The sequence below is a fragment of the Pseudomonas brassicacearum genome (genome assembly GCF_003732175.1).
In the GTDB taxonomy this organism is placed as follows: domain Bacteria; phylum Pseudomonadota; class Gammaproteobacteria; order Pseudomonadales; family Pseudomonadaceae; genus Aquipseudomonas; species Aquipseudomonas brassicacearum_G.
Genome location: NZ_MOBI01000013.1, coordinates 246838 through 273569, shown reverse-complemented (window position 1 = coordinate 273569; position 26732 = coordinate 246838). Strand labels below are relative to the sequence as shown.

The window sequence follows — 26732 nt, the reverse complement described above, 5'->3', positions numbered from 1 at the left end:
GATAGACAACGAAGTGGGCGATTTCGCCCACCGTGTCTCAAGATATTTCGCGGCGAAACGGCGGCAGCGCGTTGAGGATAGCTTTGCCGTAGCGTTGCGTGACCAGACGACGGTCAAGCAAGGTGATGGTGCCGCGATCTTCTTCGGTACGCAGCAGGCGCCCGCAAGCCTGAACCAGCTTGAGCGAGGCGTCGGGCACCGAGATTTCCATGAACGGATTACCACCTCGGGCTTCGATCCATTCGGCCAGCGCGGCTTCGACCGGATCGTCCGGAACCGAGAACGGGATCTTGGCGATCACCACGTGCTCGCAGTAAGCACCCGGCAAATCGACACCCTCGGCGAAACTCGCCAGACCGAACAACACACTGGAGTCACCGCCATCGACCCGCGCCTTGTGCTTGTTCAGGGTTTCCTGCTTCGACAGGTTGCCTTGAATGAACACTTGCTTACGCCAGTCGCGGTCCAGGCCGTCGAACACGTCCTGCATCTGTTTGCGCGAAGAGAACAGCACCAGTGTGCCGCGCGAGCCTTCGACCAGTTCCGGCAGGTCACGAATGATCGCCGCGGTGTGCGCGGCCGCGTCCCGTGGGTCGGCGCGCAAGTCCGGCACCCGCAGCACGCCGGCATCGGCATGATGGAACGGGCTCGGCACCACCGCCGTCACGGCTTTTTTCGGCAGACCGGCACGCATGCGGAAACGGTCGAAGGTGCCCAGTGCGGTCAAGGTGGCCGAGGTCACCAGCGCACCGTAAGCCACATTCCACAGGTTGCGTCGGAGCATTTCCGCCGCCAGGATCGGGCTGGCGTTGACCTCGATATCGAACAGCGAACCGCTTTCGGCCAGGGTCAGCCAGCGCGCCATCGGCGGGTTGTCTTCCGGGTCTTCGGCGGTGAATGCGGTCCACAGCTCCCAGTTGCCCTGAGAACGGGACAGTAGACTGCCAAACAGCGGATACCACTCTTCCGCCTGATTGCTGGCAATGCCGATGTTGACCTCGCCATCCATGCCTTCCTTGAGCAGCTCGGTGAGCCGGGTAAAGACATCGGTCAGGCGTGCAAAGCCTTTCTTCAGCTCAACGCCCATCTCGCGCATATGCTCGGGAATCACCCCGCCAACAAAACGATGACGTGGCCGTTCACGGCCCTCGACGTCTTCGCCGGGCTTGAACTCGGCAACCTGTTCGCAGGCGGTGAACATGAACTGCTGTTGGGTCTTGATCTCTCGCGCCAGCTCCGGCACTTGTTCGATCAGTTTGCCCAGATCGCCCGGCAGTGGATGCTGGGCCAGCAACTTGGTGAGGTTCTTGGCGGTCGTTTCCAGCCAGTCGGCGGTGGAACGCAAACGCGTGTAATGGGCGAAGTGGCCGATCGCCTTGTCTGGCAGGTGATGGCCTTCGTCGAACACGTAGATGGTGTCGCGCGGGTCGGGCAGGACGGCACCGCCGCCCAAGGCCAGGTCGGCGAGGACCATGTCGTGGTTGGTGACGATCACGTCAACCTTGCCCATGCCTTCGCGCGCCTTGTAGAAGGCGCACTGACCGAAGTTGGGGCAATGACGGTTGGTGCACTGGCTGTGATCGGTGGTCAGGCGCGCCCAGTCCGCATCTTCAAGGGCGGTGGACCAACTGTCGCGGTCGCCGTCCCATTTATTGCCAGCAAGCTTTTCGATCATGCTGGTGAACAGCTTCTGACTGGCTTCATCGACCTCGATCTTGAAGCCTTCCTCTTCGAACAGCTGCGCGGTAGCGGTTTGTGCGTGACCTTCCTGCAACAACATGTCGAGCTTGGACAGGCACATGTAGCGGCCACGGCCCTTGGCCAACGCAAAGCTGAAATTCAGCCCGCTGTTGCGCATCAGGTCCGGCAGGTCCTTGTAGACAATCTGTTCTTGCAGGGCGACGGTCGCCGTGGCGATCACCAGGCGCTTGCCGGCGGCCTTGGCAGTCGGAATCGCCGCCAGGCTGTAGGCCACGGTTTTCCCGGTACCGGTGCCGGCTTCCACCGCGACAATCGCGGGGTCGCCACTGCGCCGGCCTTCGTCGTCGGTGTCGATGTCACCGAGGACCTTGGCAATTTCGGCGATCATCAGGCGCTGGCCGTAACGCGGCTTGAGGCTCTTGGCTTCGAGAAAACGCGAGTAGGCGCCCTGGATCGTGGTTTTGAGTTCAGTGCTGATCATGGATTGTCGGGCGCAAAAAACGCTGGATAAATTTTCAGTGGTTCGGATCGGCGGCTATCATACCCCGCTAATTAATCCCGCGCAGAACGGAGTACCCCAATGACACCTTTCGCCCTCATTTATACCCTGCATGTACTGGCGGCCCTAATCTGGGTCGGCGGCATGTTTTTCGCCTGGATGGTCCTGCGCCCGGCCGCCATGAAGGCACTTGAAGGGCCTGCGCGATTAAAGCTCTGGGTAGAAGTGTTTCAAGGTTTTTTTGTCTGGGTCTGGGTCGCCGTGGTGATCTTGCCGATCAGTGGCGTCGGGCTGATTCACCTGCGCTTCAGCGGCTTTGAAACCGCACCGCGTTATGTACAGATAATGATGGGGCTGTACCTGGTGATGACCGCGCTGTTTATCCGGATTCAGGCGCTGAATCTGCCGGAGTTGCGTAAAGCCGTGCTGGCCGAGGATTGGCCGGCGGGTGCGGCGATGCTAGGCAAGATTCGGCGTCTGGTGGGAATCAATCTGTTGCTGGGATTGTTGCTGGTGGCGGTGGCCTCGGCCCGGCCGATGTTCTGACTCCCCTCGCCGATCGTTCCCACGCTCTGCGTGGTAACGCCTCCAAGGACGCTCCGCGTCCCCTGTGACGCAGAGCGTCACGGGCTGCATTCCCACGCAGAGCGTGGGAACGATCAGTTACACAGGCTGCTTACAACCGCTGAACCGTCACGGCACCTGCCGCTCCGGCAGGACCTGGCTGACCTTGCGCACCAGCGCGACCGCTTTTACCGCCGTCGGCACGGTAGACGAAACAACCCTTGGCCTTTCCGCCTGCGCCTGGCTTGCCACCGGCACCCGCCACGCCTCCGGCACCACCGTCGACCAGCACTTTGATCTGCTGCGCCGGGTAATTACGTGACAACTCTACCCGGACCTGCGCGCCCGGCGCCCCGGCATGACCATCACCACCATTATCGCCATCCGCCCCATGTCCGGCCTGGCCCCACGTGCAGCCCGGCTCCTGGCCGTTGCCGCCATCGAGCCCCACGTATCCCGGCGCACCGGCACCGCCACGGGCATCCACCGACAACTCGGGAGCGTTCAGCGAGGCAATCCGCAGATTCAGGTTGCGCCCGGCGCGGGCGGCCTTGAGGTAAGTGCCCGGCGCGCCTCGCGAGGTGATCTGGCTGCCACTGGCAAGCTGCGCACGGCTGATATTCAGTTGCAGAGCCTGTTCGCTGGGGACAATGGCGATCCGTGCCTCGCGGCCCAGACGCAACTCGCCAATGCTCAGTTCGGTCACGTTCGAGGGGATCAGCAGCGTGCCATTATCGGCGACTTCCAGGCGCTCCAGCTGCAAGGTGCTGGCGGTATTGGGCAAACGCAGCAGCGAGTTGGTCTCGACCGTGACCACTTGAGCCATCGCCATTGGGCTGATCAAGGCGGCGAGCAGGCAGAACTTACGCATGGCGAACCTCTCCGGCGGCAGGGGTTGCAAGGGTTTGCACATGGAAAATACCGACAACGAGGATCTGCAAGCGATCACGCCACGGATGAGCCCGCTCTTTAAGGTTACGGTTATAGAGCACCAGCTCCACAACATGGGTCATCAGCAACAGGCTACCGGCCAGATTGATCATCAGATGAAACGGACTGATCAACGGGCTGATCAGATTGACCAGCACCACCAGCCAGAACAACAGGGTCAAACCCTTCCCCAAGCCCCAAAGCACCTTCATGTACGCCCCCGCAGATCATTATTCTTTGCGCGCACAGTAACGACTTCCGCAACGGATAAGCCAGAGGCCAACGAAAATTCTTCCGAACGGGCGGTTTAGAGCGTCGCAACTGTCGATCAGCAGCCAGTCCGCCCGTTCGACCCGACGGCTTTTCGCCCCGTGTTTACAGCAGGCCCCACCATTGCCTGTAATCCGGCTCTAGGCCCTGACGCCGGGGCAGGCTAGTCTTCGCACATCTGATTGAGGATCTTCGATGACCACAGGTATTTCTTCGCGCACGCCCCAGCAAGCGCTCGCCGCCTTGCTCGACCGCTATGCGCCACAACGTCTGTTGCTGATCGGCGCCAGCGACTTCCCGGCGCTCGAAGCTTTCAAGCTCGCGCACCCGGATGCCTGCGTCGCTCAAGTCGCACCCGGCCCACTGCCACCTGCCCTGGCCGCACAACGCTTCGACCTGGCGCTGGCGCTCGACTGTCTTGAGCATCTGCCCAAACGCGATGGCCTGAACCTGCTTGGCGGGATTCGCAATCTCAACGCCAGCCGCATCGCGGTGCTTGCGGACCTGAAAGCCTGCGGCTGGCAAGAAACCGACTTCTTTTCCCTGGCACTGCAGGCCAGCGAACGCTTCCAGCGTGACGAACAGGTCTTGACACTGTTTACCTACGATCTGCTTGACTACAAACAAGTACCCGACTGGCTCAACTCACGGTTCTGGGCCAATCCGGAAAACTTCGGAAAATACTGGTGGTAACACGATGAGTACGTCCATTTGCCCGTGCGGCAGTGGCACCCTGCTGGATGCCTGCTGCGGCCACTACCACGCCGGCCACCCCGCGCCGTGCGCCGAAGCCTTGATGCGTTCGCGCTACAGCGCCTATGTGCTGGGCCTGATCGACTATCTGGTGGCCACTACCTTGCCCGCCCAACAGGCAGGCCTCGATCGTCAGTCGATCAGCGACTGGAGTGCGCAAAGCACCTGGCTTGGCCTTGAGGTGGAAAGCTCCGAGGTCTTCGGCGGCCAGCCTGAACATGCATTCGTCACTTTCACCGCACGCTGGCACGACAGCACCGGCGAGCACAGCCACCGCGAACGCTCATCCTTTGTGCAAAACGCCGGGCGCTGGTACTTCATTGATCCGACCGTGCAGCTCAAGGCCGGGCGCAATGATGCATGCCCCTGCGCCAGCGGGCAGAAATTCAAGAAGTGTTGTGCGAGTTATTTCACCGTTTGAGGCGATCTTTTGGGGCTAGACTGGGGTTCAAGGAGAAATACCACCATGAGCCATCAGCAGCGCGCCTTACGAATTGTCACCCTGTTCATGCTCCTGAGCCTCAGCGGCTGCGCATCCTGGTTCGCTAACGACACCCTCGACCCGCAAGTCCATCTGCTCAAAGTCGAAGTGGTGCGCGCCAAACTCCTTGAGCAGAAATTCATGCTCTACTTTCGCGTCGATAACCCCAACGACTCCGATCTTACGGTTCGCGGCCTGGTGTACCGGATTCATTTAAACGAGTTCCTGCTGGCCGAAGGCGAGTCCAGCAAATGGTTCACTGTCGACCCGAAAAGCAGCAGCTATTTCGAGGTGCCGATCCGTACCAACCTCTGGCAACACCTGCGTGAGGTGGTGAAAATGCTGAAGAAACGCGACCAGCCGATTCCTTATCATCTGGAAGGTGAGTTGAAAACCGGAATATTCATCGGCAATGACGTGCACCTGGCCCGTTATGGCGAGATAATTCCCGGCGATTTTATTCCGGAGTAACCTCGATGACCCAGCAACCCCATGTCCATGGCCCTGACTGCAACCACGATCATGAACATCACGACCACCATGATCACGACCATGGCCATGTTCACGGCCCGAACTGCGGCCACGCTCACCAGGAGCCGGTGCGCAACGCGTTGAAAGACGTTGGACGCAACGACCCTTGCCCATGCGGCAACGGCAAGAAGTTCAAGAAGTGCCACGGCGCTTGATGCGTTAACACAACGCGTACTTTGTAGAAGCGTGGCTTGAGCGCGATAGTCGATAACGCGGCCTGCCTGATGCACCGAGGTGCCCCGTTCGCGGGCAAGCCACGCTCCCACAGGTTCTAATCAGCTGTCAGAATCTCGGCTGTGCGAACCACCGTCGCATATTCCCCGTGCAGATTGCCCAGCGACATGGCATGCACCTCCTGCGCCGAATGCTTCTTGCCGAAGAAGTCGACCTTGTCGAAGGTGTAGCAGGCGTCTTCCACGACCCAGGTTTCAAACCCCAGATTGCCCGCCGTACGCGCCGTGGACTCGACCGAGTTATGGGTCGCCACGCCGACAATGATCAGTTGCTCGATCCCCGCCTCACGCAACCCCGCTGCAAGCGTCGTTCCGCTGAACGCATCAGGAACCTGTTTCTGGATCACACGCTCGCCCGATCGCGGCTCGAATCGCTCCTGAAACTCGACACCCGACTGCTGCGGCCAGAACACCGACTCCGGCGAGCGGGACAAATGCTGCACATGAATCACCGGGCGTGCGATGCGCCGCCATTCATTCAACAACTCGGCCATGCACTCCTCGGCGTCTGGATTGTTGCGCGGTCCCAGTTTGGGGTGGTGAATACCTTTTTGCTGATCGATCAGGATCAACGCTGCGTTGGTTTGAAGCTCCATGGCAATTTTCTCCTGGCGAGCCATCGAAATCCCGACACTTGAGCACCACCTTTTCCACTAGGCAAGTCATGGAACGGTAACGCTGCGCGTCAAATTCTGTGATTTATCGGACAAACCTTGAAATAAGATCGGCACCCGCTTGCGCGGCCTTCTCCTGCTCACTAACGTAGCGCCTTTATTGCGCCTCTACTCCCGCAGGAGCTTTGCCATGGCCTCGCCAGCCTTTACATCTTTTCTTCCCCGGTTCGGCGTTGCCGCAGCAGTGGCCAGTGTGCTCAGCCTCACCGGTTGCCAGACCTGGAATGCCCAGGACAGCCTGCCACCCACCGCAGGCGTGCAGCCGCTCAAAGGCTTGGCGCAGAACGTTTCAGTGCGGCGCAATGCCATGGGCGTGCCGCTGATCGAAAGCAACACCTTCCACGACGCGCTGTTCACCCTCGGCTACGTACACGCCAGTGATCGCATCACCCAGATGGTCACCATGCGCCTGCTGGCCCAGGGTCGCCTGTCGGAGATGTCCGGCGCAGAGATGCTCGACGCTGACCGCTACATGCGTGCAGTCAACCTGAAGAAAAGTGCCGACGAACTCTACAAGGCCTCCTCGCCACGCCTGCAACGCTTCTTTGAAGTCTATGCACGCGGGGTCAACGCCTACCTGTTCCGCTATCGCGACAAGCTGCCGTCAGACCTGGCCGCCACAGGCTACAAGCCTGAATACTGGAAACCGGAAGATTCGGCGCTGATTTTCTGCCTGCTGAACTTCAGCCAGTCAGCCAACCTGCCGCAGGAAATCGCCTCGCTGGTGATGGCGCAAACCGTCACGACAGACAAACTCCCGTGGCTGTTGCCGTCGTATCCGGACGAAAAGCTGCCACTCGCCGAAGCTGAAAAGCTTAAAGGCGTGAAGCTCAACGGCACGATCCCGGGCCTGGGCGAACTCAGCAAAGCCGGCGACCAGTTGTCCGCATTGAATCTGCTCGGGGCCACGGCGTCGAACAACTGGGCGATTGCCCCGCAGCGCAGTCGCAGCGGCAAGAGCCTGCTGGCCAGCGACAGCCAACTCCCGATTAGCGTGCCGTCGCTGTGGAACTACGTGCAGATCCGTTCACCGAAGTACCAGGCGGCTGGGGTTTCCATTGCCGGCCTTCCGATGGTCCTCGCCGGTTTCAACGGTAAGGTGGCGTGGAGCATGACCGCGGTCATGGGCGATAACCAGGACCTGTTCCTTGAAAAGCTCAAGCGTCAAGGCAATGGGCTGAGCTACGAAGTCGCTGGCAAATGGCAACCGGTGACAGTTCGCAACGAAACCTATTTCGTCAAAGGTCAGCGGCCGATTCGCGAAGCCGTGTATGAAACCCGCCACGGCCCGCTGCTCAACAGCGCCCAAGGCACTGCACTGGGCAATGGTTTCGGCCTGGCGTTGCAGATGCCGAATTTTACCGACGACAAGAGCCTCGACGCCTTCTTCGACCTGTCCCGTGCACAGAGCGCAGAGAAAGCCTCGGACGCCAGCCGTGAAATCCGCGCTATCGCGCTGAACATGGTGTTCGCCGATGCCAGCCACATCGGCTGGCAAGTCACCGGGCGCTTCCCGAACCGCCGCGAAGGTGAAGGTGGGTTGCCATCGCCGGGCTGGGAAGGTCGTTACGACTGGGACGGTTACGCCGACCCGATGCTCCACCCTTATGACCAGGACCCGGCCCAAGGCTGGGTCGGCACCGCCAACCAGCGGGTCATCCCCCATGGTTACGGCATGCAGTTGTCCAACTCCTGGGCCGCTCCTGAGCGTGGCGAGCGCATCGCCGAGCTGGCGGCTGCAGGCAAGCACGACAGCCGCAGCATGATCGCGATGCAGTACGACCAGACCACGCTGTTCGCCGCCAAACTGAAAAAGATGTTTGAAGCCCCGGGCATGTCCCAGCCGCTCAAACAGGCGATCGACGCACTGCCTGCTGCCGAAGCCGGCAAAGCGCGCGAAGCTTACAGCCGCTTGATGGCGTTCGACGGTAAGCTCAGCCCGACCTCCACCGACGCAGCGATCTATGAACTGTTCCTGCAAGAAAGCATGAAGCAGATTTTCCTCGACGAGCTCGGCCCAGAGTCCAGCCCAACGTGGAAAGCCTTCGTCGCCAACGGCAAATTGTCCTACTCGGCCCAGGCCGACCATTTGCTGGGCCGCGAAGACAGCCCGTTCTGGGATGACCTGCGCACGCAGCAGAAAGAAGACAAACCGACCATTCTCGCCCGTAGCCTGGCTGCGGCCATTACCGCCGGCGAGAGCCAGATGGGCGCCGATCACAAAGCCTGGCAGTGGGGCAAACTGCACCACTACGAATGGAAAAACAGCCGAGGCCAGACCGTGCGCGGCGCCATGTCAGCCGGAGGTGACCACACCACATTGAATGCTGCCGCCTACACCTGGGGTCAGGATTTCAATGTGACGCTGGTGCCGGCCATGCGCTTCATTGTCGACTTCGGCCAGGCCGAGCCGCTGATGGGCCAGAACAGCACCGGCCAATCCGGCAACCCGGCCAGCCCGAACTATATCGACAGTATCGACCCGTGGCTCAAAGGCCAATACATGAGCTTGCCGATGCAACCGCAGAACTTCGACAAGGTGTATGGCAAAACGCGGCTGACCCTGGTACCGGGTAAGTAACACGAGAGTGATCTGTGACAGGGGAGCTTGCTTCCTCGTCACGGATCGCCCTACGTTGGTGCGACAAATTGTTAGCGCCCGTTTTTGGGCACGATTCCTTTCCAGACGTGTCTTGAATCATCTTTTAAAACGCTTGTTCGGGACTCTGGTTCGGAAATTGCTACTTTCATAAGGTCTTACGCTTTCCAGTAACAATAATTTCGCGCCACAAGCGCTCAAATTGGTTCTTAGGGATTTAATAATGAAAAAAGCATTGCTGACCCTTTCTGCACTGGCGTTGTGCATGGCCGCTGGTTCCGCACTGGCCAAGGAATACAAAGAACTGCGTTTTGGTGTTGACCCTTCCTACGCTCCGTTCGAGTCCAAAGCCGCCGACGGCAGCCTGGTGGGCTTCGACATCGATCTGGGCAACGCGATCTGCGCCGAACTGAAGGTCAAGTGCAAATGGGTCGAGAGCGATTTCGACGGGATGATTCCGGGCCTCAAGGCCAATAAATTCGACGGCGTGATCTCCTCGATGACCGTCACCGAAGCCCGCGAAAAAGTCATCGACTTCTCCAGCGAGCTGTTCTCCGGCCCTACCGCACTGGTCTACAAGAAAGGCTCCGGCATTTCTGACGTGGCTTCGCTCAAGGGTAAAAAGGTCGGCTACGAGCAAGGCACCATCCAGGAAGCCTATGCCAAGGCCGTACTGGACAAGGCTGGCGTGACCACCCAGGCCTACGCCAACCAGGACCAGGTCTACGCCGACCTGACTTCCGGTCGTCTGGACGCCTCGATCCAGGACATGCTGCAAGCCCAACTGGGCTTCTTGAAGTCGCCACAAGGTGCTGCTTATGAAGTCAGCAAGCCGGTCAACGATCCTTTGCTGCCAGCCAAAACAGCTGTCGGTATCTCGAAAGGTAACAAAGAGCTCAAAGCCCTTCTCGATAAAGGTATCAAAGCGTTACACGATGATGGCACCTACACGACCATTCAAAAGAAACACTTCGGTGATCTGAATCTGTACAGCGGCAAATAATGCCCGGCGCCCATCTTCGTGATGGGCGCTTTTTTCACGTTATCGGGTCGCAGATTTTATGTTTGAACAGCTGTTACAAAACCTCGGGCTTTCTGCCTTCAGCTTGAAGGGCTTTGGCCCGCTGCTGATGCAAGGCACCTGGATGACCATCAAATTATCGGTGTTGTCGCTGCTGGTGGCCGTGTTGCTCGGCCTGCTCGGCGCCACCGCCAAACTCTCCAGCGTCAAACTGCTGCGGGTTCCTGCCCAGGTCTACACCACACTGATTCGCGGCGTGCCGGACCTGGTGCTGATGCTGCTGATTTTCTACAGCCTGCAAACCTGGCTGACCTCCCTGACCGACCTGATGGAATGGGAGTACATCGAAATCAACCCGTTCAGCGCCGGGGTCATCACCCTGGGCTTCATCTATGGCGCGTATTTCACCGAGACCTTTCGCGGCGCGATCCTCGCCGTTCCACGGGGTCAGGTCGAAGCCGCCACGGCTTATGGCCTCAAACGCGGCCAGCGGTTTCGCTTCGTAGTGTTCCCGCAGATGATGCGCTTCGCCCTGCCGGGCATCGGTAACAACTGGATGGTGATGCTCAAGGCCACTGCACTGGTGTCGATCATCGGCCTGGCGGACCTGGTCAAAGCGGCTCAGGACGCCGGTAAAAGCTCCTATCAACTGTTTTACTTCCTGGTGCTGGCCGCCTTGATTTACCTGCTGATCACCAGCGCGTCGAACTTTGTCCTGCGCAGGCTTGAACGCCGTTATGCCGCCGGTGCCCGGGAGGCCGTACGATGATCGAACTTCTACAGGATTACTGGAAACCGTTCCTTTATACCGACGGTTACCACATTACCGGCCTGGCGATGACCATGTGGCTGCTCAGCGCCTCGATCTTCATCGGCTTTCTGGTGTCGATTCCGCTGTCGATTGCCCGGGTTTCCAACAAGCTCTATGTGCGCTGGCCGGTGCAGTTCTACACCTACCTGTTCCGTGGCACACCGCTGTATATCCAGTTGCTGATCTGCTACACCGGGATCTACAGCCTGGCCGCAGTCCGTGCACAACCGGTGCTCGATGCGTTCTTTCGCGATGCGATGAACTGCACCATCCTGGCCTTTGCCCTGAACACCTGCGCCTACACCACGGAGATTTTCGCCGGAGCGATTCGCAGCATGAACCACGGCGAAGTCGAAGCCGCCAAAGCCTATGGTCTGACGGGCTGGAAGTTGTATGCCTACGTGATCATGCCGTCGGCCCTGCGCCGTTCGTTGCCGTACTACAGCAACGAAGTGATTCTGATGCTGCACTCGACCACCGTGGCCTTCACTGCCACCGTCCCGGACATTCTGAAAGTCGCTCGCGACGCCAACTCGGCGACCTTCCTGACCTTTCAGTCATTCGGCATTGCCGCGCTGATTTACCTGACCGTCACCTTTGCGCTGGTCGGCCTGTTCCGACTGGCCGAACGCCGATGGCTGGCGTTCCTCGGACCGTCTCACTAGCTCTCCAGCTTCAGGACACAAAAGCAAATGCGCCACCAGATCCATGACCTGCTTGCCCCACTGCCGGGCACTGCACGACAGATCCACAGCTTCCACTTCGGCCCGACCCAGGCCAAAGGCAAGATCTACATCCAGTCCTCGCTGCATGCCGACGAAATGCCCGGCATGCTGGTGGCCTGGCACCTCAAGCTGCGTCTGGCGGAGCTCGAAGCCGCCGGCCGTCTGCGCAGCGAGATCGTGCTGGTGCCCGTGGCCAACCCGATTGGCCTCGAACAAGTGCTGATGGACGTACCACTGGGGCGCTATGAGCTGGAAAGCGGACAGAATTTCAACCGCTGGTTCGTTGACCTCGGTGAAGAAGTTGGTAATGAGATCGAAGGACAACTCAACGACGACTCGCAACACAACCTCGAGTTGATCCGCAGCGGCCTGCGCAATGCGCTGGCTCGGCAAACCGCCAGCACCCAACTGCAATCCCAGCGCCTGACCCTGCAAACACTGGCCTGCGACGCAGACATGGTGCTGGACCTGCATTGTGATTTCGAAGCCGTTGCACACCTGTACACCACGCCCGAGGCCTGGCCACACGTCGAGCCACTGGCGCGCTACATCGGCGCCGAAGCCAGCCTGCTGGCCACCGACTCCGGCGGTCATTCGTTCGACGAGTGTTTCACTCTGGTCTGGTGGCAAATGCAGGAGCGCTTCGGTGAGCACTTCAACATTCCGCTGGGCAGTTTCTCGGTGACCGTCGAATTGCGCGGTCAAGGCGACGTCAATCATCCGCTGGCCAGCCTCGATTGCCAGGCGCTGATCGACTATCTGGTTCATTTCGGCGCAATCGAAGGTGAAGCAGCGCCCTTGCCCGAACTGCCCTACCCCGCCACTCCACTGGCCGCAGTAGAACCGGTTGCAACCCCGGTTGGCGGTTTGCTGGTGTACAGCGTGCTGCCGGGCGAGTACCTGGAGGCAGGACAACTGATCGCCGAAATCATCGACCCGATTGGCGACCGCGTGACCCCGGTTCATTGCGCCAACGCCGGCCTGCTCTACGCCCGTTCGACTCGCCGGATGGCCACCGCAGGCATGGTGATCGCCCATGTTGCAGGCCTCGAAGCCTATCGCACCGGCTACCTACTTTCGCCTTGAGGATGCATGCCCCATGTACAAACTGACCATCGAAGGCCTGCATAAATGCTACGGCACTCATGAAGTGCTCAAAGGCGTTTCGCTCAAGGCCAAGACCGGTGACGTGATCAGCCTGATCGGCGCCAGCGGCTCGGGCAAAAGCACCTTTTTGCGCTGCATCAACTTTCTCGAACAACCCAACGACGGCGCCATGAGCCTGGACGGTCAAGCGATCCGCATGATCAAAGACCACCATGGCATGCGTGTGGCCGATGAAGCCGAGCTGCAACGAATCCGTACCCGACTGGCAATGGTGTTCCAGCACTTCAACCTGTGGAGCCACATGACGGTGCTGGAAAACATCACCATGGCCCCGCGCCGGGTGCTGGGTGTCAGCAAGAAGGACGCCGAAGATCGCGCCCGGCGTTATCTGGACAAGGTTGGCCTGGCGGCGCGCGTGGCGGATCAATACCCGGCATTCCTGTCCGGCGGCCAGCAACAACGGGTGGCCATTGCCCGCGCACTGGCGATGGAGCCGGAAGTCATGCTGTTCGACGAACCGACCTCGGCGCTGGACCCGGAACTGGTGGGTGAAGTGCTCAAGGTGATCCAGGGCCTGGCCGAAGAAGGCCGGACCATGATCATGGTGACCCACGAAATGAGCTTCGCCCGCAAAGTCTCGAATCAGGTGCTGTTCCTGCACCAGGGGCTGGTAGAGGAAGAAGGCGCGCCTGAAGACGTGCTCGGCAACCCGAAAAGCGAACGCCTCAAGCAATTCCTCAGCGGTAACCTCAAGTAACCCCAGATTCTGTGGGAGCGTGGCTTGCCCGCGATAGGGCAACGCAATTTATCTGATAACCCGCGTTATCGTTCATCGCGGGCAAGCCACGCTCCCACAAGGATCAAACCAACCTCGGGCCATTGAGTTTCGATGCGGGAAATCAGGCAACTGGCGCGGGAGGCGGCTTATCCGGCAAGGTGGGTTCGCCAGGCTCGCCTGGTTCCCTCGGTTGTTCGTTCGGGGTATCGGGGTCGGGCTGACCAGGGATTCCGCCGGCCTGCGTGACAGGCGGATGCGCCAGCAATGACCAGGCCAGCACGCCCACTTGATTGGGCTCAAGCCTTGCCAGTTCGGCACTTATTCGCGGATCGATCTTCATGAAGCACTCCTGAGCGATGGCCCGGTGCGCCTTGCGCGCATCGGAGCAGTACACCCCATAGAGTGTACGCCCGCCCAGGAATTCCAACGGTTTGTCAGACGGCTGACTCAGGTACGCGGCAGGGTCACGCCACGCTGGCCCTGGTACTTGCCGCCACGGTCCTTATAAGACACTTCACACTCTTCGTCGGACTCGAAAAACAGCATCTGCGCCACGCCTTCATTGGCGTAGATCTTCGCAGGCAATGTGGTGGTGTTCGAGAACTCCAGGGTCACGTGACCTTCCCACTCCGGCTCCAGCGGCGTGACGTTGACGATGATGCCGCAGCGAGCGTAGGTGCTCTTGCCCAGGCAGATCGTCAGTACATTGCGCGGAATACGGAAGAACTCGACGGTACGCGCCAGCGCGAAAGAGTTTGGCGGAATGATGCACACGTCGCTTTTGACGTCGACGAAGCTCTTCTCATCAAAGTTTTTCGGATCGACAGTCGCCGAATTGATGTTGGTGAACACCTTGAATTCATCGGCGCAACGCACGTCATAGCCGTAGCTCGATACGCCAAAGGAAATCAGCCGGTCGGAGCCTTCGCCACGCATCTGGCGCTCTACGAACGGCTCGATCATGCCGTGCTCTTGCGCCATGCGGCGAATCCACTTGTCCGATTTGATGCTCATGGCGGGGTGTCCTGAATAGCGAGGTGGAAAAATTCTGTCCGGCATCTTACCGGGGCGCGCCGCCGGTTCAAAGTCCGGGGCACAATTCTCGCCGATCCCCCACGATTTCCGGGCCTTCGCAGCAATACAACGCACCGTCAGTCATGAAAACAGAGAAACCTTCGCAAAGACCATTGGCACGTTCAGGAAAAAGGGTTAAGGTGGCGCCACTGTGCTGCTTGTGTCACTGAGAATCTCTACACGATATGTTGAATTTCGATCCAACCATCTACAAGAATTTTTCCTGCTCTTTGCACTCAGTCTCGGCCAGGGTTCTTCCTGAGTCGCAGTTATCTTTGTTCAAGGAGTTACACCATGTCTAATCGCCAAACCGGTACCGTTAAGTGGTTCAACGATGAAAAAGGCTTCGGCTTCATCACTCCACAATCCGGTGACGACCTGTTCGTTCACTTCAAAGCTATCCAATCCGACGGCTTCAAAAGCCTGAAAGAAGGCCAACAGGTTTCTTTCATCGCTACCCGCGGTCAGAAAGGCATGCAAGCTGAAGAAGTTCAAGTTATCTAACTTGTCCTGATTTAGTAAAAAGCCCCGCCCTCAAAAGCGGGGCTTTTTTGTGCCCGTCTGTTTTTACCGAGCCACACCCGATTTGGCGAGATTTTCATTCGCTCACGGAAGACTTACTCTGGAAGCAGCCTCAACACTCTCATCAGGAAGCGGCAACGTGACTGACCCCAACCACGAAACCGAAACCCCGGCACAGATGCGCCGAACCACGCTCTACCTGACCCTGGCCCAGGTTCCGGAAGGCAAAGTGGTGAGTTACGGTCAGCTCGCCGAACTGGCAGGCCTGGGGCGGGCAGCACGCTGGGTGGGACGCACATTGAGTCAATTACCCGGCGACACCAAACTGCCCTGGCATCGCGTATTGGGTGCCGGCGGTCGCCTCAGCCTGCCAGTGGGAAGCCCCTCCGGCGATGAACAGCGGGCACGCTTGCGCATGGAAGGTGTCAGTATCCTGAACAATCGTGTTGATATTCAGCGTCATGGCTGGCGCCCAGTAGAGCACAGCGGTTAGAGTGCGCGCTTTGTTTTCGCAATTTTGAGGCAGACTCCAGCCCATGCCCCGTAAAACCTGGCGCGCCGCGCTCGCTGCTTATGCCAGCCCCTCGACGCTCGTACTATTGCTACTGGGTTTCGCCGCTGGCCTACCCTATATGCTGGTGTTCTCAACGCTATCCGTCTGGCTGCGTGAGGCCGGCGTAGCCCGTGAAACGATTGGTTATGCCAGCCTGATCGGGCTGGCCTATGCGTTTAAATGGGTGTGGTCGCCACTTCTCGACCAGTGGCGCCTGCCATTACTCGGCAAACTCGGCCGACGACGCTCCTGGCTGGTCCTGGCGCAAATACTGCTGGTCCTCGGCCTGATCGGCATGGGTTTCTGCGACCCGCAAAAGCACCTGTCCTGGCTGATTGCGATTGCTGTCCTGGTCGCGTTCGCCTCTGCCACCCAGGATATTGCCGTCGATGCCTATCGCCTGGAAATTGTCGATGACACGCGCCAGGCTGCACTGGCGGCCAGTTATATGTCCGGCTATCGGGTCGCGGCTCTCCTGGCGACAGCCGGCGCACTATTCATTGCCGAAGGCTTCGGCTCCACCGGCTTCAACTACAAACACTCAGCCTGGACCGGCACCTACGCGCTGTTCGGCCTGCTGATGATACCGGCGCTGGTGACCACCCTGCTCATGCGCGAGCCTCCCGTGCCGCTGCGTACCCAGCTGTCCGCCGGGCGCTACAGCTTTGCGCACCAACTCGTGTCGGTATTCGTACTCATCGTTTTGCTGGTATCCGTGCCCGCGATGTTTACCCAGCTCTACAACACTGATTTCGCCAGCGTCATCACGGGTGCCATGAGCCCATTGGATCTGCTGCTGGAAGATCGGGCATTTCTACGAGCGCTGCTCTACATCATCCTGACCAGCCTGTGCCTCTCCACCATGGGCCGCCGGGGCCTGGCCCCGGTGCTGACGCCCGTTAACGACTTCGTTGTACGCTACCGCTGGCAGGCCTTTCTGCTGCTGGGCCTGATCGCCACCTATCGAATGTCCGACACCGTGATGGGCGTAATGGCCAACGTGTTTTACATCGACCTGGGCTTCACCAAGGATCAGATCGCCGGCGTCAGCAAGATCTTCGGCCTGATCATGACCCTGATAGGCGCCGGCATGGGCGGCCTGCTGATCGTGCGTTTCGGAATTCTGCCGATTCTGTTCATCGGCGGGTTCGCGTCAGCCGCCACCAACCTGCTGTTCGTGATGCTCGCCGACATGGGCGCCAACCTGGAGATGCTGATCGTCACCATTTCCCTCGACAACTTCAGTTCGGGCATGGCGACCTCGGCCTTCGTCGCCTACCTGTCGAGCCTGACCAACCTGAAGTTTTCGGCGACCCAGTACGCCCTGCTCAGCTCGATCATGCTCCTGCTGCCACGCCTGATCGGCGGCTACTCCGGGGTCATGGTAGAGAAATACGGCTATCACAACTTCTTCATCATCACGGCGCTGCTTGGCGTACCGACCCTGCTGTTGATCGCCCTGCACTGGTTCCAGGAAAACCGCCGCGAAGGCCCGACACCAACGCCCGAGCCGGCCCAGACCGCTACCACTGTCGAAGAATCATAGCCTCTTGAGTGCGGAGTTTTCTCCGCACTCAAGCCACACCGCCGGCCGCAATCCTGTACGCCAGCAAATCTCACCCGTACAATGCTTCGTCATTTCTAGTCTTCAGCAACCGACAACGGCCTACCATGCGTACCAGTCAATATTTGCTCGCCACACAGAAAGAAACGCCTTCCGATGCGGTCGTCGTCAGCCATCAGTTGATGCTGCGCGCCGGCATGATCCGCAAACTCGCCTCCGGCCTGTACACCTGGCTGCCGATGGGCTTGCGAGTGATGCGCAAGGTCGAAGCCGTCGTTCGTGAAGAAATGAACGCCGCCGGTTCTCTCGAAGTGTTGATGCCGAGCACTCAACCGGCTGAGCTGTGGCAGGAATCCGGTCGCTGGGAAGAGTACGGCCCTGAACTGCTGCGCTTCAAGGATCGTCACGGTCGCGACTTCTGCGCCGGCCCGACTCACGAAGAAGTGATCACCGACCTGATGCGCAACGAGTTGAGCAGCTACAAGCAGCTGCCGATCAACCTGTACCAGATCCAGACCAAATTCCGTGACGAAATCCGCCCACGCTTCGGCTTGATGCGCGGTCGCGAATTCATCATGAAGGACGCCTACTCCTTCCACGCTGATCAGGCATCGCTGCAAGTCACTTACGACCGCATGCACCAGGCGTACTGCAACGTGTTCACCCGCCTGGGCCTGAAGTTCCGCCCTGTAGAAGCCGACAACGGCTCCATCGGCGGCGCCGGCTCCCACGAGTTCCACGTACTGGCCGAATCCGGTGAAGACGACATCGTCTTCAGCAACGATTCCGACTACGCAGCGAACATCGAGAAAGCTGAAGCCGTGCCACGGGAAACCTCGCGCGCCGCACCGTCTGAAGAACTGCGACTGGTCGACACCCCGAACGCCAAGACCATCGCGCAACTGGTCGAAGGCTTCAACCTGCCAATCGAAAAAACCATCAAGACCCTGGTGGTTCACGCTGAAGAGAAAGGCAAGCTGATTGCCCTGATCATCCGTGGTGACCACGAACTGAACGAAATCAAGGCCGCCAACCAGCCTGGCGTCGCCAGTCCACTGGTCATGGCCTCCGAAGCCGAACTGCGTGACGCCATTGGCGCCGGCGCCGGCTCCCTTGGCCCGCTGAACCTGCCGCTGCCAATCATCATCGACCGTTCCGTCGAACTGATGAGCGATTTCGGTATCGGTGCCAACATCGACGACAAACACTACTTCGGCGTGAACTGGGAGCGCGATCTGCCAGTACCGACCGTTGCCGACCTGCGTAACGTCGTGGCCGGCGACCCTAGCCCTGACGGCAAAGGCACCCTGGAAATCAAGCGCGGCATCGAAGTCGGGCACATCTTCCAGCTGGGCAACAAGTACAGCAAAGCGATGAAGTGCGAAGTGCTCGGCGAAAACGGCAAGCCGGTCACCCTGGAAATGGGTTGCTATGGCATCGGCGTGTCCCGCGTGGTAGCGGCGGCCATCGAGCAGAACAACGACGAGAAAGGCATCATCTGGAGCGACGCCCTCGCGCCATTCCAGATTGCCCTGGTGCCTCTGCGCTACGAAACCGAGCAGGTTCGCGAAGCGACCGACACGCTGTACGCGGAACTGACTGCGGCCGGCTTCGAAGTACTGCTGGACGATCGCGACAAGAAAACCAGCCCAGGCATCAAGTTCGCGGACATGGAGCTGATCGGCATTCCTCACCGGATCGTGGTCAGTGACCGCGGCCTTGCCGAAGGCAACCTGGAATACAAGAGCCGTACCGAGGCCGAGCCGCAAGCGCTGCCGGTCGCTGACGTGCTGTCGTTCCTTCAGGCTCGTATCCGCCGCTGACACCAGATAGAGAAGTCATGTTCAAGCGAAACACCTTAAACCTCGGTGGTGCCGCCCTGTGCGGCACCCTGTTGCTCAGCGGCTGCGCCAATCAGATGTCACAACGCAGCGAGCACGAGGAACGCATCGAGCGCAAACTGCTCGATCACAGCCTGCAGATCGATGTCGGTGAGCCTAAGGTGCTTGAGCTGCCGCAACGCCGGGTACGGATTCACGAGCAGAAGACCTTCGAAGTCACCGAGTACGATGTCACCCGGCGCTATGATCGCTACACGCCTTACCAACCCTGGCGCAAGGTCTACGAGATTCCGCTGGGCGCGGTGGCTTTGGTGGGCGGCGTCGGCGCGAACATCGCCAACGTGTTCGCCCTCGGTAACTTGCCAGACAGCATGACCAAGGACTGGATCAGCACAGGCATTGCCGGGCTCAACCCATTCATGAACGTGCAGTCCCACGGTCGCGCACAACAGAACCTGGCCGGCATCGATGAAGTCCAGCGTGATAAGCGCATGGAATACTCGAGCCTGCCATGGAGCGAGCGCCCGGTAGAGGTCAAGGCCGGCACACAGACCTTCGAGCTCACCACTGACTGCAACGGCGTGTTGCGCTTGAACCTGCTCGACAGCCCGTTCGCGGAACAGGACCTGAATCGTATCGGCAAGCTGCAGATCACTGTCGAAGATGCTCAGGATGACGTGCATACCGACTCGTCGCTGACGATTAGCAGCACCCTGCGCAGCAAGCTGCTGGAAGCTCATGCGCTGATTTACGATGACCTCGAGGACGACGAAGTGAGCCAGTGGGTACATCGGGTCAAACGCCTGTCGGAGCTGGGCCTGGAAGAAGAAGCCAGCGAGCTGGAACAAAGCCTGATCGAACTGACCCGCAACGATCCCGAGTTGCAAAGCGAGTTTCTCAAGTCGCTGACCAAGGATGCCGGGCGTTTGGTGGCGGATCCGGGCGCCAATTGATAGCTTAAAAAGATCGCAGCCTTCGGCAGCTCCTACGTACTTCTGCTTGCGTAGGAGCTGCCGAAGGTTGCGATCTTTTGCTTTTAACCGTCACCGCTCAAACAAATCCAACTGCTCGAACCCGCCACGCAGATCCTGCAAGCGCACGCCAATCCCCAACAAACGCACAGGCTTGCCACCCCTATTGAACGCCTGAGTCAGCAACAACTGATAGCTACCCAGGTCACGCCCTGCCCCGGCCTGCTCAAGCGTCGTCTGGGTAAAGTCATGGAACTTCACTTTGACGAACGGCTTGCCCGGTCGGTAGCTGCTATCGATCCGCGCCATACGCCCGTTCAGGGTTTCCAGCAGGTCGGGTAGCTTATCCAGACAACTGACCAGATCCGGCAGATCCACATCGTAGGTATTTTCGACACTCACCGACTGCCGACGACTGTCGTTCTGCACCTGTCGATCATCGATCCCACGCGCCAGACTCCACAGACGCTCGCCAAAACTGCCAAATTCGCGCACCAGCGCCAGCTTGTTCCACTCACGCAACTGCAGGCAATCGGCAATACCGAGCTTCGCCAGCTTGTCGGCCGTGACCTTGCCGACACCATGCAGCTTGCTCACCGGCAACTGCGAGACAAAGTCCTCGACCTGATCCGGCGTTATCACAAACAATCCGTTGGGCTTTTTCCAGTCACTGGCGATTTTCGCGAGAAACTTGTTCGGCGCTACACCCGCCGAGACGGTGATATGCAGCTGATTAGAGACCCGGCGCCGAATGTCCTGGGCAATTCGCGTGGCACTGCCGGCGAAATGCGTGCTTTCGGACACGTCGAGGTACGCCTCATCCAGCGACAGTGGCTCGATCTGGTCGGTGTAATCACGAAAAATCGTCTGAATCTCTTTCGACGCCTCTCTATAGGCATCCATGCGCGGCTTGACGATGACCAGGTCCGGGCACAGCTTCAAGGCATGCCGCGAGGACATGGCCGAGCGCACCCCATAAGCCCGCGCTTCATAGTTGCACGTCGCGATAACCCCGCGATGATCCGCCGAGCCACCCACCGCCAGCGGCTTGCTCGCCAGAGTCGGGTCGTCGCGCATCTCGATGGCAGCATAGAAGCAGTCACAATCGACGTGGATGATTTTGCGCTGCGTCATATAAGGCAGTGTTCAATGAAGGAAAAAGGACTACGGCGAGCCGGATCGCCAGTATCTCACTGACAACTGTATATAGCACCAGTGCCTGACTTCTTCTCTGATAGCAGAAGAAAACGCCTACGCTGGATTTATTTTTTTAATCGAAATGAACCCGTCAATAGAGCTGAAAGCCTTATACAGCAAGCCCTCAAGCCCTATTTGACTCCCTGACTGATACGCTAAGCGATTGAACAGGAACAGATTTTTCTCAATTAGCAATTGACAGCCCGGCGATCCTCTGTAGAATGCCGACACACAGACGCGGGATGGAGCAGTCTGGTAGCTCGTCGGGCTCATAACCCGAAGGTCGTCGGTTCAAATCCGGCTCCCGCAACCAAACATCAAAAAAGGCTACTCGAAAGAGTGGCCTTTTTTGTGCGCGTGTGTTTTTCGTCACCCCTCCTTCCCTCTCGTCGCCAGAGCCAGGAAAAAAACCTTTGCGCTTCTTATACTTAACCTGAGTGCAGCAACCGCTTGAAGCTAATTGACGTTAATTTGAGCAAGCGGACTATTAACGGTTGACACTCAGGCGATCGCCTGTAGAATGCCGCCACACAGACGCGGGATGGAGCAGTCTGGTAGCTCGTCGGGCTCATAACCCGAAGGTCGTCGGTTCAAATCCGGCTCCCGCAACCAAACATCAAAAAAGGCTGCTCGAAAGAGCGGCCTTTTTTGTATCTGTAGAAAAGTCCTTTCGCAACAATGATCTGGCAATGCATTACGAACCTTTGGCGCTCTTCAGAGTCCACCAGTTCAGGCTATGCTGAGTCGCAGGCAAGCCTCTCTACGATTGAATGTGCGCAATCCCCGATGCTCGGTGATACGCGTTAATATTTGTGATTATTTTTTTCTACAGGGATTGGTAACTTGGCTGGATACCCCCATCCTGTCGCGCACAATCCAAGAGGTGATTGATGCGCGCCAACTCGTCTGATTCACAAGACACCGTCACAGCGACACAACCGATCACGGCCACCCGTCTGCACTGGCTGGATCTGGTCAGCAAGTACCGACAGCCCATTGGCCTGGCGGTTACGTTGCTATTGTTCGCTATTGCGCTGATTGCCTGTCGCCATCTATTAAGCGAACTCGATCTCTACGCCCTGCACGATTCGATTCTGGAAGTGCCGAAACCCGCCCTGCTCGGCGCATTGGGTGCAACCATTGCCGGCTTCATCATTTTGCTCGGCTATGAATGGTCGGCCACGCGCTATGCTGGCGTGAGCTTGCCGCCGCGCACCATGATTCTGGGTGGCTTCACCGCATTCGCCATCGGTAACGCCATTGGCCTGTCGCTGCTGTCCGGTGGTTCGGTGCGTTATCGTTTGTACGCACGTCACGGGCTCGGGGCGTCGGAAGTCGCCCACATGACGCTGTTTGCCAGCCTGTCATTGGGCTGCGCTTTGCCACCGCTCGCAGCCCTGGCGACACTCAGCAACCTGCCTGCCGCGTCCACCGCGCTGCATTTGTCACAGCCGTTGCTGGGTGCAATCGCGATTGCCGTGTTGCTGCTCTGCTCGGTATTGGCCATCGGCCTCTACCGCCGCCGCCTGCCAGAACAACCGTATACGGACAATCTGCTGGTTCGCATCGGACGACGCACGCTACGCTTGCCGGGTCGCCGCCTGACTTTCCTGCAATTGGTGATTACCGCACTGGACGTGGCAGCCGCCGCGACCGTGCTGTATCTGCTGCTGCCGGAAGCGCCACCGTTCGGCGCCTTCCTGTTGGTCTATCTGCTGGCCCTGGCCGCTGGCGTGCTCAGCCACGTACCGGGCGGCGTCGGGGTATTCGAAGCGATTCTGCTCGCGGCCTTCGCCGACAAACTCGGCGCTGCGCCACTGGCCGCTGCCCTGCTACTGTATCGCCTGATCTATGTGGTTCTGCCGCTATTGGCCGCTTGCGTCCTGCTGCTGATCAATGAAGCACAACGCCTGTTCAACACCCGTCAATCGCTGCGCGCCGCCTCTGGCATGGCCGCGCCGGTACTGGCGATCCTGGTGTTCCTGTCTGGCGTGGTGTTGCTGTTCTCCGGAGCGACACCGGAAATCGACACCCGCCTGGAACACATCGGGTTCTTGATCCCCCATCGCCTGGTCGATGCTTCGCACTTCGGTGCCAGCCTGATCGGCGTGCTCTGCCTGCTGCTGGCTCAAGGCCTGCGCCGCCGCCTCTCGGCCGCCTGGATGCTGACCACCATCTTGCTGATGATCGGTGCCGTACTCTCGCTGCTCAAAGGCTTCGACTGGGAAGAAGCCTGCCTGATGATCCTGACCGCCAGTCTACTGGCGATCTTCCGTCGCTCTTTCTACCGCCCAAGCCGCTTGACCGAAGTGCCGTTCTCGCCGCTGTACCTGGTGGCCAGCCTGTGCGTGTTGGGCGCCTCGATCTGGCTCCTGCTGTTCGCCTATCAGGATGTGCCATACAGCCATCAACTGTGGTGGCAGTTCACCCTGGACTCCGATGCCCCACGTGGCCTGCGCTCGTTGCTCGGCGCAGCGGTCTTGCTGGTGGTGGTGTCTCTGACCTGGCTGCTGCGCACCGCGCGCCCGGTGATTCATCAGCCCGACGCTGCAGAGCTGGATAAGGCGCTGAAGATCCTGATGGCCTCCTCGCAACCTGACGGCGGCCTCGCCCTGACCGGTGACAAGGCGCTACTGTTTCACCCTAACGACGAAGCGTTCTTGATGTATGCGCGTCGTGGCCGCAGTCTGGTGGCCCTGTACGACCCGATTGGCCCGACCCAGCAACGCGCAGAAATGATCTGGCAGTTCCGTGACCTCTGCGACCTTCATCACGCCCGTCCAGTGTTCTATCAAGTGCGCGCCGAAAACCTGCCGTACTACATGGACATCGGCCTGACCGCGATCAAGCTGGGCGAAGAAGCCCGGGTTGACCTGCATCGTTTTGATCTCGAGGCCAAGGGCAAAGAGATGAAAGACCTGCGCTACACCTGGAACCGTGGCACCCGCGATGGCCTGTCGCTGGAAATCTACGAACCGGGTCAAGCCCCCATGGAGGAGCTGAAGGTCATTTCCGATGCCTGGCTGACCGGCAAGAACGTTCGCGAAAAAGGCTTCTCTCTCGGCCGTTTCAGCGACGATTACCTCAAGCACTTCCGTATTGCGATCATTCACTTTGAAGGTCGCCCGGTGGCATTCGCCAACCTGCTCGAGACGTATAGCCACGACCTGGCCAGCCTCGACCTGATGCGTGCACACCCGGATGCGCCCAAGCTGACCATGGAGTTCATGATGGTCGGCCTGATTCAACATTATAAAAATCATGGATATGCACGTTTCAGTCTGGGCATGGTGCCGCTGTCGGGTCTGCAACCCCGTCGTGGCGCGCCACTGACCCAACGCCTCGGCTCGATGGTGTTTCGCCGTGGCGAGCAGCTCTATAACTTCCAGGGGCTGCGCCGCTTCAAGGACAAATTCCAGCCTGACTGGGAACCTCGTTACATGGCCGTGCCCGCCGGACTCGATCCGCTGGTGGCACTGGCCGATACCGCCGCCCTGATTGCGGGCGGCTTGACTGGATTGGTGAAACGCTGATGATTCAACGCTCCTGGCGGTATGTATTGGCCACTCTGGTGGTGCTGGCTGTGATCCTCGGTGGCGGTTACTGGTACTGGAACCGCCCGGCACCCGAGCCCACCCTCGAACTGCTGACGCCCATTGATGGCCCGGCAATGACCCGTGTCATTCCCGGCACCACGCCGCGCGCCCAGGTGGTTGTCGCGGTGAACGAAGATCAGAAGCTCAGCGACAAGCAACTGATGACCCTGAGCCGTGGCGGTGCCGCGCAAATCGTTCAGGTGGTCCTGCCCACAGACTGCACCCAACAAGGTAATGCCCTGCAGGCAGCCTTCCAGCAGCTCAAGGGCCCTGCGACCCTGGTCAGCGGTATCGGCCCTGGCGCCATCCTGGCCTGGCGCTGGCTGGCCGAGCAGAAGGACGACAAGTCCCAGGCCGTTTCGGTGGACCTGGCCCTGGAAAAACCCGGCTGCACACAACAGCTGCCAAAAAGCGCAGCTCACGGCCACTGGCTGGTCGCATGGAACGATAACCCGGACGACACCAGCGCCGGCTTCGTGCGCGATCAACCCAATGCCGAAACCAGCATCAGCGACTACGACATCAACCTGCCGCAAGTCCTCAACAACGAACTGCGCAAGATCCTCGTCGGCGCTGACAAGGGTAACGGCGGCCTGAACATTCCAGTGGTCGAAGTGCCTGCTGGCCAGGCCAAGGACACCGTCACCCTGTTCCTTTCCGGTGATGGCGGCTGGCGCGACCTGGACCGTGACGTGGCCGGTGAAATGGCGAAGATCGGCTACCCGGTAGTCGGTATCGACACCCTGCGCTACTACTGGCAGCACAAGAGCCCTGAGCAAAGCGCCATTGACCTTGCCGAACTGATGCAGCACTACCGTCAGAAGTGGGGCACCAAACGCTTCATCCTGACGGGCTACTCGTTCGGCGCCGACGTCTTGCCAGCGATCTACAACCGCATGCCGGAAAGCGAACAGCAGCGGGTCGATGCAATCATCCTGCTGGCCTTTGCCCGCACCGGCAGCTTCGAAATTCAGGTCGAAGGCTGGCTCGGCAACGCCGGTAAAGAGGCCGCCACCGGCCCGGAAATGGCCAAGCTGCCGGCCGACAAGGTGCTGTGCATCTACGGCGCAGAAGAAATCGCCGAGAGTGGCTGCACCGACAAGACCGCTGTTGGTGAAGCCTTGAAGCTGCCAGGCGGCCACCACTTCGACGAGAACTACCCGGCCCTGGCCAAACGCCTGGTCGACGCGATCGTGAAACGTCAGGCCAAGGACAAGGTCGCAGGACAGTGACCTGAGCCGAGCTCAACAAGAAGCCCCCGCTACCGCAAGGTAACGGGGGCTTTTTTGTGAGCACTGTCCTCAGTCCCAGGACAAAGGACAGTCGCTAACCCAGGCCAAATGAACAGTCAACGCACTATCGCTGGAAAAACAACTGCTCAAGCACCCCTACGACTTGTAAATCGCTCGCCGCGTTTACTTTCGTTTACTTAAGGTGTCGCAATATCGGATGACGCCCGCAGACGTTGTAGGCAAACTCCGAATCTCGTATATGGGCACTTTGATGCCTTGTTGCGTTTTTCTTCGACGGGATACTCTCCGGACGTCGCTGACCATTCAGCGATCGGGCTTGGAAACCCGTCGAAATTAGCTGCAACAGCGTACCCTTCACGATTGCAAAGGCTTCTTAGCCTGCGCTCTTGAGTCATGGCGGCTGTGCGCGGGACGTCTTCGGACGTGCCGGTTTCCTAATTTTCCGGTTTTCCAACCTGCGCACAGCCGTCACCCATTCGCTTGG

25 protein-coding genes and 2 tRNA genes are annotated in these 26732 nt (G+C 59.3%); 20 read left to right on the top strand and 7 right to left on the bottom strand.

Going from position 1 to position 26732, the window contains the following annotated elements:
• Positions 1-37: 37 nt before the first annotated feature.
• Positions 38-2182: an ATP-dependent DNA helicase DinG gene (gene dinG / locus BK658_RS12130; RefSeq protein ID WP_019692164.1), complete on the bottom strand. Its 2145-nt coding sequence runs from the start codon at positions 2180-2182 to the stop codon at positions 38-40.
• A gap of 99 nt (positions 2183-2281) precedes the next feature.
• On the opposite strand from dinG, the gene BK658_RS12125 reads away from it, so the two are divergent.
• A complete protein-coding gene (locus BK658_RS12125; RefSeq protein WP_123582479.1) occupies positions 2282-2746 on the top strand; it encodes a CopD family protein in 465 nt (154 codons plus the stop codon).
• Between the two features lie 130 nt (positions 2747-2876).
• On the opposite strand, the gene BK658_RS12115 is transcribed toward BK658_RS12125, so the two are convergent.
• A complete protein-coding gene (locus BK658_RS12115; RefSeq protein WP_123582477.1) occupies positions 2877-3635 on the bottom strand; it encodes a collagen-like protein in 759 nt (252 codons plus the stop codon).
• Complete coding sequence (locus BK658_RS12110) at positions 3628-3906, bottom strand: DUF1145 domain-containing protein (RefSeq protein ID WP_123582476.1); 279 nt, start codon at positions 3904-3906, stop codon at positions 3628-3630. Before BK658_RS12110 ends, BK658_RS12115 begins: the two co-directional genes overlap by 8 nt.
• Positions 3907-4159: 253 nt before the next feature.
• Between BK658_RS12110 and BK658_RS12105 the strand changes: the two genes are divergently transcribed.
• The 4 genes from BK658_RS12105 to BK658_RS12090 are packed head-to-tail and all read left to right on the top strand — an operon-like array spanning position 4160 to position 5884.
• Positions 4160-4657 (top strand): DUF6231 family protein, encoded by a 498-nt coding sequence (locus BK658_RS12105; protein WP_123582475.1) that lies wholly within the window; start codon positions 4160-4162, stop codon positions 4655-4657.
• A gap of 4 nt (positions 4658-4661) precedes the next feature.
• Positions 4662-5138, top strand: coding sequence for a YchJ family protein (locus BK658_RS12100; protein WP_019692159.1), 477 nt, complete (start codon positions 4662-4664; stop codon positions 5136-5138).
• 45 nt (positions 5139-5183) lie between these two features.
• Positions 5184-5669, top strand: coding sequence for an LEA/WHy family protein (locus tag BK658_RS12095; protein WP_123582474.1), 486 nt, complete (start codon positions 5184-5186; stop codon positions 5667-5669).
• 5 nt (positions 5670-5674) lie between these two features.
• Positions 5675-5884 carry an SEC-C metal-binding domain-containing protein gene (locus BK658_RS12090; RefSeq protein WP_123582473.1) on the top strand — a complete coding sequence of 70 codons (210 nt, stop codon included), beginning with the start codon at positions 5675-5677 and terminating at the stop codon, positions 5882-5884.
• A gap of 116 nt (positions 5885-6000) precedes the next feature.
• Here the strand turns inward: BK658_RS12090 and BK658_RS12085 are convergent, their stop codons facing one another.
• Entirely contained in the window at positions 6001-6558 is a 558-nt protein-coding gene (locus tag BK658_RS12085) for a cysteine hydrolase family protein (protein ID WP_123582472.1), read from the bottom strand.
• A gap of 208 nt (positions 6559-6766) precedes the next feature.
• Here BK658_RS12085 and BK658_RS12080 point away from each other — a divergent pair, with 208 nt between their 5' ends.
• The 6 genes from BK658_RS12080 to BK658_RS12055 all read left to right on the top strand — a co-directional run bounded on the left by BK658_RS12080 (position 6767) and on the right by BK658_RS12055 (position 13656).
• Complete coding sequence (locus BK658_RS12080) at positions 6767-9217, top strand: penicillin acylase family protein (RefSeq protein ID WP_123582471.1); 2451 nt, start codon at positions 6767-6769, stop codon at positions 9215-9217.
• A 241-nt stretch (positions 9218-9458) separates the two neighbouring features.
• Positions 9459-10238 carry a transporter substrate-binding domain-containing protein gene (locus BK658_RS12075; RefSeq protein ID WP_071551559.1) on the top strand — a complete coding sequence of 260 codons (780 nt, stop codon included), beginning with the start codon at positions 9459-9461 and terminating at the stop codon, positions 10236-10238.
• Between the two features lie 58 nt (positions 10239-10296).
• Positions 10297-11025: an ABC transporter permease gene (locus tag BK658_RS12070; RefSeq protein WP_019692154.1), complete on the top strand. Its 729-nt coding sequence runs from the start codon at positions 10297-10299 to the stop codon at positions 11023-11025.
• The gene (locus BK658_RS12065) at positions 11022-11732 is read left to right on the top strand and encodes an ABC transporter permease (protein ID WP_123582470.1); all 711 of its coding nucleotides are present in this window, start codon (positions 11022-11024) and stop codon (positions 11730-11732) included. Before BK658_RS12070 ends, BK658_RS12065 begins: the two co-directional genes overlap by 4 nt.
• 27 nt (positions 11733-11759) lie before the next feature.
• Positions 11760-12878, top strand: a complete 1119-nt coding sequence (locus BK658_RS12060; protein WP_123582469.1) for a succinylglutamate desuccinylase/aspartoacylase family protein — start codon at positions 11760-11762, stop codon at positions 12876-12878.
• Positions 12879-12891: 13 nt separating this feature from the next.
• On the top strand, positions 12892-13656 hold the full coding sequence (locus tag BK658_RS12055) for an ABC transporter ATP-binding protein (RefSeq protein ID WP_123582468.1): 765 nt from the start codon (positions 12892-12894) through the stop codon (positions 13654-13656).
• A 142-nt stretch (positions 13657-13798) separates the two neighbouring features.
• Here the strand turns inward: BK658_RS12055 and BK658_RS12050 are convergent, their stop codons facing one another.
• Both BK658_RS12050 and dcd read right to left on the bottom strand, forming a co-directional pair.
• The gene (locus BK658_RS12050) at positions 13799-14017 is read right to left on the bottom strand and encodes a hypothetical protein (protein WP_123582467.1); all 219 of its coding nucleotides are present in this window, start codon (positions 14015-14017) and stop codon (positions 13799-13801) included.
• 107 nt (positions 14018-14124) lie between these two features.
• A complete protein-coding gene (dcd, locus tag BK658_RS12045) occupies positions 14125-14691 on the bottom strand; it encodes a dCTP deaminase (RefSeq protein ID WP_103315463.1) in 567 nt (188 codons plus the stop codon).
• Positions 14692-15045: 354 nt separating this feature from the next.
• Between dcd and BK658_RS12040 the strand changes: the two genes are divergently transcribed.
• The 5 genes from BK658_RS12040 (at position 15046) to BK658_RS12020 (ending at position 20184) form a co-directional block, all read left to right on the top strand.
• Positions 15046-15255 (top strand): cold-shock protein, encoded by a 210-nt coding sequence (locus BK658_RS12040; RefSeq protein ID WP_002554837.1) that lies wholly within the window; start codon positions 15046-15048, stop codon positions 15253-15255.
• A 196-nt stretch (positions 15256-15451) separates the two neighbouring features.
• On the top strand, positions 15452-15766 hold the full coding sequence (locus BK658_RS12035; protein ID WP_259740077.1) for an MGMT family protein: 315 nt from the start codon (positions 15452-15454) through the stop codon (positions 15764-15766).
• A gap of 43 nt (positions 15767-15809) precedes the next feature.
• A complete protein-coding gene (locus BK658_RS12030) occupies positions 15810-17372 on the top strand; it encodes an AmpG family muropeptide MFS transporter (protein WP_123582465.1) in 1563 nt (520 codons plus the stop codon).
• Between the two features lie 125 nt (positions 17373-17497).
• Positions 17498-19213: a proline--tRNA ligase gene (locus BK658_RS12025; RefSeq protein WP_123582464.1), complete on the top strand. Its 1716-nt coding sequence runs from the start codon at positions 17498-17500 to the stop codon at positions 19211-19213.
• 17 nt (positions 19214-19230) lie between these two features.
• Entirely contained in the window at positions 19231-20184 is a 954-nt protein-coding gene (locus BK658_RS12020) for a hypothetical protein (RefSeq protein ID WP_123582463.1), read from the top strand.
• A 90-nt stretch (positions 20185-20274) separates the two neighbouring features.
• On the opposite strand, the gene dinB is transcribed toward BK658_RS12020, so the two are convergent.
• Positions 20275-21336, bottom strand: a complete 1062-nt coding sequence (gene dinB, locus BK658_RS12015; protein WP_123582462.1) for a DNA polymerase IV — start codon at positions 21334-21336, stop codon at positions 20275-20277.
• A 299-nt stretch (positions 21337-21635) separates the two neighbouring features.
• On the opposite strand from dinB, the gene BK658_RS12005 reads away from it, so the two are divergent.
• From BK658_RS12005 to BK658_RS11990, 4 genes are all read left to right on the top strand, one after another.
• Positions 21636-21712 (top strand) — tRNA-Met (locus tag BK658_RS12005).
• A 222-nt stretch (positions 21713-21934) separates the two neighbouring features.
• A tRNA-Met gene (locus BK658_RS12000) sits at positions 21935-22011 on the top strand.
• Positions 22012-22289: 278 nt separating this feature from the next.
• Positions 22290-24932 (top strand): bifunctional lysylphosphatidylglycerol flippase/synthetase MprF, encoded by a 2643-nt coding sequence (gene mprF / locus BK658_RS11995; protein WP_123582460.1) that lies wholly within the window; start codon positions 22290-22292, stop codon positions 24930-24932.
• Positions 24932-26227 carry a virulence factor family protein gene (locus BK658_RS11990; RefSeq protein WP_123582459.1) on the top strand — a complete coding sequence of 432 codons (1296 nt, stop codon included), beginning with the start codon at positions 24932-24934 and terminating at the stop codon, positions 26225-26227. The genes mprF and BK658_RS11990 overlap by 1 nt, the downstream gene beginning before the upstream one ends.
• The last annotated feature ends 505 nt before the right edge of the window (positions 26228-26732 follow it).